At 61.9% G+C, this 8,526-nt stretch carries 5 protein-coding genes and 2 pseudogenes; 5 read left to right on the top strand and 2 right to left on the bottom strand.

Annotated elements, in window-relative coordinates:
- Positions 1-1,490: pseudogene (locus ACFC3J_RS20965) on the bottom strand (hypothetical protein); the annotation flags it as partial.
- 640 nt (positions 1,491-2,130) lie between these two features.
- Between ACFC3J_RS20965 and rlxS the strand changes: the two are divergent.
- The gene (gene rlxS / locus ACFC3J_RS20960; protein ID WP_375197925.1) at positions 2,131-4,140 is read left to right on the top strand and encodes a relaxase/mobilization nuclease RlxS; all 2,010 of its coding nucleotides are present in this window, start codon (positions 2,131-2,133) and stop codon (positions 4,138-4,140) included.
- A 64-nt stretch (positions 4,141-4,204) separates the two neighbouring features.
- On the opposite strand, the gene ACFC3J_RS20955 is transcribed toward rlxS, so the two are convergent.
- Positions 4,205-4,489, bottom strand: coding sequence for a CopG family ribbon-helix-helix protein (locus ACFC3J_RS20955; protein WP_375197924.1), 285 nt, complete (start codon positions 4,487-4,489; stop codon positions 4,205-4,207).
- A 225-nt stretch (positions 4,490-4,714) separates the two neighbouring features.
- Here ACFC3J_RS20955 and ACFC3J_RS20950 point away from each other — a divergent pair, with 225 nt between their 5' ends.
- The 4 genes and pseudogenes from ACFC3J_RS20950 to ACFC3J_RS20935 form a co-directional block, all read left to right on the top strand.
- Entirely contained in the window at positions 4,715-5,620 is a 906-nt protein-coding gene (locus ACFC3J_RS20950; RefSeq protein WP_375197923.1) for a HEPN domain-containing protein, read from the top strand.
- A 145-nt stretch (positions 5,621-5,765) separates the two neighbouring features.
- Positions 5,766-7,787 (top strand): conjugal transfer protein TraG, encoded by a 2,022-nt coding sequence (locus ACFC3J_RS20945; protein ID WP_375197922.1) that lies wholly within the window; start codon positions 5,766-5,768, stop codon positions 7,785-7,787.
- On the top strand, positions 7,784-8,200 hold the full coding sequence (locus tag ACFC3J_RS20940; protein WP_375197921.1) for a CopG family transcriptional regulator: 417 nt from the start codon (positions 7,784-7,786) through the stop codon (positions 8,198-8,200). The genes ACFC3J_RS20945 and ACFC3J_RS20940 overlap by 4 nt, the downstream gene beginning before the upstream one ends.
- A gap of 62 nt (positions 8,201-8,262) precedes the next feature.
- Positions 8,263-8,526 (top strand): annotated as a pseudogene (locus tag ACFC3J_RS20935) (P-type conjugative transfer ATPase TrbB); the annotation flags it as partial.

Below are 8,526 nucleotides of genomic sequence, written 5' to 3'. Positions count from 1 at the left end.
TCCAGCCTGCCGGCGAAGTCCACCCCGTCGGCGTGGAACTCCGGCGAGTGCACCCGCTTGCCCGCGTCGATCATGGCACGCACGCCCGCGCCGCCGGTCGCTTCGATGCTGCCGTCGTTGGTCAGGGATACGCCATCGATCGAAACGGCGGCGTCGGTCACGCTCGTCAGGCTTGCCTTGATGGTGCCGTCATTTTGCAGGCTGAGTGGCGAGGAATAGCCGGAGCCATAAGCCTCCATGGCCCGGCCTTGTGTATCGATCAGTCCTTGGTTGAGTAGCGTGCCCGTGCCGAAGACATAGAGGCGCGACGTGCCGCTGAAATTGGTGTCGAGCGTAAGCTTCGCCTGATTGGTGAGGCCCGCCTGCAGCAGGGAAAAGCGGGTCGGCAGCAGCGGCGCGCCGGTCAGCGTGGCATCGGCGGCAATAGTGAGAGCAATGGCGTTCGTGCCAGCGCCGCCGTCGATCTGACCGGTGATCCCGGTCGTCAGCCGGTTATTCTCATCGAGCGCGGCGATGATGATGTCATCACCATCGCCCAGCAGCACGTCACCCTTGATGGTGCCTGCCGTGCTGTCGATCGTGCTGGCGCCATTGGCCACGATATTGCCCTTGATCGTGCCCGAATTGGTCAGATACAGGTTCGATCCGGCATGGATCGACTGGCCGCCATTGCTGTTGCCGATCAGACCGCTATTGTTAATGGAAAGCGGGTTTTGTTGCCCGATAATCGTCGCCCCGGCAGTGGAAGTGATTGTACCGCTATTGATGATGTATGACAGGCCATAGCTGGCAAAGAAGCTGTCATAGCGCAGGCCAACGTCGATAGCCGCATTGCCGCGCCCGTCGATCAGGCCGGCATTGGTGATTGTTTCGATGGGTGCTGCAATGCCGTGGATCGTCCCGCTTTCCTGGTTGGTGATCGATGTGTAGCTGACGCCGGAAAGACCGGAGGGACCACGGATCGCGCTTCCCGAGGTCGCGGTGATCAGGCCGCTATTGTCGATCGAGGCCGTGGAGCCGCCCAGATAGTTGTTGCTCGACCGCTCGATCCAGATACCGGTATCGCCACTGATGACGCCCTGTTCTCCGATCAGAATCCTAGCCTGACCGGTGGGATAGAGGTAGGGGTAGGAATAGTATCGCCTCGGCGATGCAGCTCCGGCATAGGGATCGTAGTTAAGAATCCGGTCGCCATTCTGGATGGTAAGCCCAGCAGCGCCAGTAGCGCTGACCGTCCCATTGACGACGAGATTTGCTCGCGTGCTGTTCAGGCGGATTGCGGACAGACCGGACCCGGTAACGGTCGCGTCCTGCGCAATAATCGTCTGGGTGTCAGAGGTTATGGTGAAGGGCTGGTTGTCGCCCGTGCAGGTGACGATGCCGTTGGTGGTGGTGCAGGCCGCCTGCGCGGACGAAGCGGTAGCGAGCGCGGTGATGAGACTCGCGCCAGCGAGCAGCGTCCATTTGGACGCGCCGTTCTTCAGATTCATATTGTACCCCTGTAAACCCCGCCAATGGGTTACACGGAGAATTCGAAAGGTTGCAAGCCGCTAAATCATTCCAATTTGAAGATAAATTCCGTTCCTTGCTCAATGCTCCGACCTTGGTCCCGGACATGGAGATGGCATTCCATCGCAGTTCGATGTCAGTAGATCGGAAAGGCATGTGTCGGCATCGCCATTCTCGTCCCTGCCCGACAATGGATACCCTTTGTCCACGAAACCTGGCGCTTCAACGCGAACGGGACCAGGACAGGAATCGCGAGACTAGGCTGCCTCGAATTGCCTGGCGGAGGAAGGGGGGAGAAGCGGCAAGACGGGTGTTTCGATTATGGCGTTGGGAGGCAGTCGCGCGTGGCAAAATAGTCGCGATCGAGGAAAGGTGACGGGGAGAGCAGAGGGAAGCGGGAGGGGGGCGGCATAAGGCAAGATAAAGGTGCCGGCACCAGAGGCCGTCTAACCTCTTGTCTGCACATCATTTTTCCTGGTGCCATATTTCGGGATGGGCGCTTGTCCAGTGCCCAGTTCATCTGAAAGGCGCGGATTTCCGGGCTTTCTGGCGGCACCGCTTCCCATGGCGCGGAAGATGCCGCACTCTGGCTACGAGAGGGGCCAGAGCAGGAACCATGCGATGGCCGATGATGAGGATTTCGCGCCCCGGCTTGGACGGCAGCGCGCGTCGCGTGGGCCCAAGGCGCGGCGTTATGCCGGCAGGGTGGTCGCCGCCGCCAATCTGGCGCGCGGCGCGGGGCCAGGACGAAAGGGACGAGCCGGTTTTTCCGGCCATCGCTATGGGCGCGGCGCTGGCATCGGCCGGCTGCTTAGCGTTGGGACAAGCAATGCGTTCTTCCGGCGCCGGCGTGTCATCGTCAAGGCGCGGCTTGTGAGGCTGGGCGGCAAGGGCGGGAACCGGGCGGTTGCCCATCTGCGCTATCTGCAGCGGGACGGAACCAATAGGGCGGGTGAGCGCAGCGCGCTTTACGGTCCCGGGGAGGACCATGCCGACGGCAAGGCCTTTCTGGAGAAGGGCAGCGGTGACAGGCATCAGTTCCGTTTCATCGTCGCGCCGGAGGATGGCGATCGATATGAGGATCTCAAACCCCTTGTTCGCCGTCTCATGACACAGATGGAAGAGGATCTCGGCACGCGGCTCGAATGGGTCGCGGTCGATCATTATAATACAGGCCATCCGCACAGCCATATCCTGCTCCGGGGTGTCGATCAGGATGGCGACAATCTTGTCATAGCGCGCGACTATATCGGCAGGGGATTGCGCGAGCGTGCGGCGGAACTCGTCGAACTGGATCTTGGCCCCAGAAGCGACCGAGAAATTCTTGTTTCGCGACGCTCCGAGATCACGCAGGACAGGTTTACATCGATTGACCGTTCGCTGCTCCGCATCGCCGATGGCCATGTCGTCAATCCCGTTGCCCGCGATCCTCTCGAGCATGACCTGCAGGCGAGCAGGCTTGGGCATCTCGTGCGCATGGGGCTGGCCGAGCCTTTGCCCACCGGCCGCTATCGGCTTGACCCAGATCTCGAATCCGTCCTCCGCACCATGGGTGAACGGGGAGACATCATCCGCACGATGCAGCGCGAATTTTCGCGGCTGCGGCTGGAGCGGTCAAGCGCCGACCAGCTTATCTATGATCCGGCCGAGGCAGGCGCCTCGCCGCTCATCGGGCGCATACTCATGCGCGGGCTTGCCGATGAGCTGGAGGACCGTCATTTTCTGCTGATCGACGGTGTCGACGGACGCACTCATTATGTGCGGGTCGGCAAGGGCGAAACCGGCGATTGGCTCCCACCATCAAAGGTCGAGGGGGACGGTCCTCAGCCAGGCGGCGCGGTCGTCGCTATCAGGCCGAGGGAAGCGGTCGTCCGCGAGGTCGATCGAACGATCGCCGCCATCGCGGCTGGCAATGGCGGGCGCTATGATCGCGAAGCGCATCGCCGCCATGACCCGGACGCGCGTTCGGACTATGTGGAGGCGCATGTCCGCAGGCTCGAAGCACTTGCGCGCGCCGAGGTTGCCGGGCGTTCGAGCGATGGGACCTGGGTCATTGCCCCCGACCATCTCAAGCGCGTCGCGGCGTTCGAGCATCGGCAACTTACAGCCCAGCCCGTCATGGTCGAGATGCTCTCGCCAATAGATGTTGCGGAACTGGCGACCGCCCATGCCGCAACCTGGCTCGATCGCACGCTGCTCGACGGCGATCCTCCCCAGTTGCGCAATGCGGGGTTTGGCCGAGACATGGCTGATGCGCTGGCGCGCCGGCGGCAATGGCTGGTCGAAGAGGGTTTGGCCGAGCGGGACGGCAGCGAGATCGGCTATCGCAGGGATTTGCTCGCGACCTTGCGGCGCCGTGAACTTTTGCGCGTGGCGGGCCAGTTGTCACGCGAACTGGCCTTGCCATTCGCCGAGACCGCAGAGGGCGAGAAGCTGGAGGGCATATACAGGCGGCGCGTCGACCTGATCTCCGGGCGCTTTGCGGTGCTCGAAAGGTCGCGGGATTTCGCGCTTGTGCCCTGGCGGCCAGTGCTGGAGCGGCGTGTCGGCCGAAGCGTGTCGGGCCTGATGCGCGAAGATGGCGTGAGTTGGTCCTTCGGGCGGGGTCGAGGCGGGCCGACGATCAGTTGACCTTGGGAAGACCGTCTTCATTTACGTGGAGACTGCCGCTCGCGATACGACACGCGAGGATGCATCAGGTGCCGCCGGCCCCAGGCGCAAAGGAACCGACGAGGCCTTGCTGGTCCACTGAATCTTCACGCTGTGGGCGTAGGCCGCTGGCTGTCGGTCGCAAGGCTGTCAGCCCAGCCTGAATATCCTGATGATCGATCACCCGGCCCGCATCTACATCTGCCAAGGCTTCAAGCGTCATCTTGTGCCGCTCTTCCTCCAGGTCGATCCATGCCGCCAGAGCCTGCTTCATGATCCACCTTCGTGAACGTTCGATGCGAGCGACCGGGGCATCGATCTTATCGGCCATCCCACCGGCACATGGGCCGTCAAGACACCGGTTCCTGTTGCCATCTTCATCACTCCCAATCGTCATGAAAGTTGTTCAAAAGGCTCTTGGCTTGGCAAGCAAATGCAACAGCCGTGGCCGGGAAGCGATGCTCTTGTCCCTGCCCCACGATTGTGCACGCTTCGCTTCTCCAGGACAAGTTCATAGGTGCTTGCCAAGGGAAGGAAATCCCGCGAGAATCCGGACATGAAAACGGATCTTGATCACCTGCCGGATATCCAGCGCGGCGAGTTGGAGCGGGTCCAGAAAATTCTCCTTGGCGAATTTGCCGAGGCGACCTCGCGGGCAAGCCAGTCCTGGAAGCGTAACGGACGGATTCTGAAGATCATCCTCTTTGGGAGCTATTCGCGCACGGATTGGGTCGATGAACCTGAAAATGGCTATCAGTCCGATTTCGATCTGCTGATCATCGTCAGCCATGCCGACCTTACGGACATTGCCGATTATTGGTATGTCGCCGAGGACAAGATCCTGCACGATGACGCTGTGCGCCGGCCGGTCAACATCATCGTCCATACGCTCGATGAAGTGAATCAGGGTCTGCGGAACGGCGAATATTTCTGGGTCGATATCGCGCGCGACGGAATCGCGTTGTACGAGTTGCCCGGGTATTCCCTGACGCTTCCACAGCCCCTTACTCCGATTGATGCTTGGGGGATGGCGTCCACTTATTTGAAGGATTGGCTTGGAAAGACCAATAGTGCATTGAAACTCGCTGCTTTCGCAACGGATGAAGGTGAATGGAATGACGCTGCGTTTCTTTATCATCAAGCAGCGGAGAGAGCATACATCTGCTTTCTACTCGTCCGAACACTGTATTTTCCGCGCTCCCATAACATCAAATTTCTTCGATCCCTGGCCGAAGACATTGAAGCACGTCTGATCTCCGCTTGGCCAAGGGGCACAAGAGCAGATCGTCGCTTGTTCGAACTTCTTAAGCGCGCCTATGTCGAAGCGCGTTACTCGGCTGCGTACGACATCAGCGTCGAGGATCTGGAGGCGATTGCCCGGTCCGTCCGCATGTTGCGGGATGCCGTCGAAATATCGGCACGCGAGAGAATCGAACAGCTGCGGGTGGATGCCGGGGCCTGATCGATCGGGCGATGATCGCCTAAATCCGTAAATGACGTCCGAATTGAGCCGATCTGGGCCGATCTGCACCATGTCCTTCTGAGGCGCTGTGACGGATTCTTGAACCCGCTCGAACCGGTCCAGTCCGGCGGGCGGGAGCAAAGCCGTGACCCCGACCAAATTGCTGATCGGCCAGATCCTCATTGTGCTGGCCATCGTCCTTGCAGGCCTATGGGCAGCCACTCAATGGGCGGCGGCCATGCTCGCCTATCAGCCCCAGCTCGGATCCGCCTGGTTCATGCTCGGCGACATCCCGGTCTATCGCCCCTGGTCGCTCTTTCCCTGGTGGTATCATTTCGACGCTTATGCGCCGATCGTCTTCGACAAGGCAGGCGCGCTGGCTGCCGCCAGCGGGTTCGTCGGCTGCGCAGCCGCCATCTTCGGTTCGCTATGGCGCGCCCGCCAGTCCCGGCAGGTGACGACCTATGGCTCGGCGCGCTGGGCGAGTCCCAGGGATGTCCGGCGGGCGGGGCTGTATCGGTCGGCCGGCGTCATGCTCGGCTGCCATGGCGACCATTATCTGCGTCATGAGGGACCGGAGCATGTCATGGCCTTTGCGCCCACGCGCTCGGGCAAGGGCGTTGGCCTGGTGGTGCCGACCCTGCTGTCCTGGACCGGGTCCGCAGTCATTCACGACATCAAGGGTGAGAACTGGACCCTGACGGCAGGCTGGCGCGCCCGCTTCTCGCATTGCCTGCTGTTCAATCCAACGGATGCGCGCTCCGCCCGCTACAATCCCCTGCTTGAGGTTCGCCGTGGCGCGGACGAGGTCCGGGACGTCCAGAATATCGCCGATATCCTCGTCGATCCCGAGGGCGCGCTGACAACCCGGAACCACTGGGAAAAGACCAGCCATTCCCTGCTGGTCGGCGCCATTCTCCATATTCTCTATGCCGAGGAGGAAAAGACGCTCGCCCATGTGGCGACCTTTCTTTCCGATCCCCGCCGGAGCTTTGCGGAAACGCTCCATCTCATGATGACCGCCAACCATCTGGGGACGAAGGAGCATCCGCAGGTCCATCCCGTCGTCGCCTCCGCCGCCCGGGAATTGCTGAACAAGAGTGAGAATGAACGATCGGGCGTGCTTTCGACCGCCATGTCCTTCCTTGGCCTCTATCGCGATCCCACCGTTGCGCAAGTGACGTCGCGCTGCGACTGGCGGATCGCCGATCTCATGGAGAGCACGCAGCCCTGTTCGCTCTATCTGGTGGTGCCGCCTTCCGACATCAGCCGTACCAAGCCGCTGATCCGGCTGATCCTGAACCAGATCGGGCGGCGCCTTACCGAACGGCTCGACCAGCAGGCCGGGACGACAAGCCGGCACCAGCTCCTCATGATGCTGGATGAGTTCCCTGCGCTTGGCCGACTGGATTTCTTCGAAACGAGCCTTGCCTTCATGGCCGGCTACGGCATCCGGGCCTTCCTGATCGCGCAAAGCCTCAACCAGATCGAGAAGGCCTATGGCGAACACAACGCCATTCTCGACAATTGCCACGTTCGCATTGCTTTTGCGACCAATGACGATCGGACCGCGAAGCGTATATCCGACGCGCTGGGGACGGCGACCGAACAGCGCGCCATGCGCAACTATGCGGGGCATCGGCTGGCGCCGTGGCTGGCCCATGTCATGGTCAGCCGCCAGGAAACCGCACGCCAGCTTCTGACACCCGGAGAAGTCATGCAGCTTTCGGCCGACGAGGAGCTGGTTCTCGTTGCCGGCATGGCGCCGATCCGCGCGAAGAAGCTACGCTATTATAGCGACCCGAATTTCGCAGCTCGTGTCGGAGCGCCGCCGCTGCTCAACGACAGGGCTTATTCCGACATTCCCCCGTCCCGGAAGGATGACTGGAGCGCGAATAGCGATGCGGGGAGTATAGTGGTCGCTCCCGCCGAGACCAGGCAGGCGGCCGACGAAGGCGGGCGCGAGCAGCATCGGCATCCGGCGCTTGAAAATGAGGTCCGGCGGGACAGGCAGGATTCCGAACCGGAGGTGGATCGCTCCATCGTCGAGGATGAGGATGTCGTTTCCGACAAGCGCGCCATGGCGCAGGCGCAGCGCATGGCGCCGGTCATTCGCGGCCACGCCATCGATGTCGCGTCAACCCATGAAAAGGCGCTGGGGCTATGAAGCGCGCGCCCAAGATCCGCCAGAATCTCTATATCGACCGCGAGATCGGCGATGCGCTCGATGCCATGGCTACCGGCCATGCAGGGAACAAAAGCCGATTGGTCAACGATGCGTTGCGGACATGGCTGCGCCATCGCGGCGCCAGCGAGGCAGAAGCGGCGCTGCGCATGCGCCTCAATGAACTGTCGAAGGAACTGGCAGCCGCCCGCCGCGACATCGACATAATGGTCGAGAGCCTGGCTCTCTTCATCCGCTACCAACTCATGGTGACGCCCCCGCTCGGGGACAATGACGAGGTTGGACGCGCCCAGGGACGCCAGCGCTTCGAGGCGTTCATCAGCCAGGTTGGCCGCCAGCTTGCGACTGGCAAGCGGACGATCGCTGCCCCATCGGCTAAAGGAGGCGAGGGGTGACCAGGCACGAAACATCCACGGCGACGGCGCGCGATGAAACGGCAGCCGGACGGCGCAAGGCCATGCTGCACAGCGCAATGGGCCCGGCGATCGCTGCCGCGCTCGATGATCCCCGCGTCATCGAGATCATGGTCAATCCCGACGGTGCCCTGCGGCTCGATCTGTTGGGCGAGGGGCGCGTCGACACCGATATTGTCCTTGGGCCCAGCGAAGTCGAACGGATCATCCGCCTGGTCGCCTCGCATGTCCGTGCCGAGGTCCATGCCAGCGCGCCCATATTGTCGGCGGAACTGCCGCCGCAGGCCGAAGGAAGGGTCGGTGAGCGT

This window comes from Sphingobium sp. (assembly GCF_041987595.1).
Taxonomy (GTDB): Bacteria; Pseudomonadota; Alphaproteobacteria; order Sphingomonadales; family Sphingomonadaceae; genus Sphingobium.
This window is presented reverse-complemented; position numbering and strand designations above follow the sequence as displayed.

Coding starts and splice junctions, on each gene's coding strand:
- ACFC3J_RS20955 (WP_375197924.1), bottom strand. CDS start 4,489: ATGGCCGATAAGATCGATGCCCCGGTCGCTCGCATCGAACGTTCACGA.
- ACFC3J_RS20950 (WP_375197923.1), top strand. CDS start 4,715: ATGAAAACGGATCTTGATCACCTGCCGGATATCCAGCGCGGCGAGTTG.
- ACFC3J_RS20940 (WP_375197921.1), top strand. CDS start 7,784: ATGAAGCGCGCGCCCAAGATCCGCCAGAATCTCTATATCGACCGCGAG.
- rlxS (WP_375197925.1), top strand. CDS start 2,131: ATGGCCGATGATGAGGATTTCGCGCCCCGGCTTGGACGGCAGCGCGCG.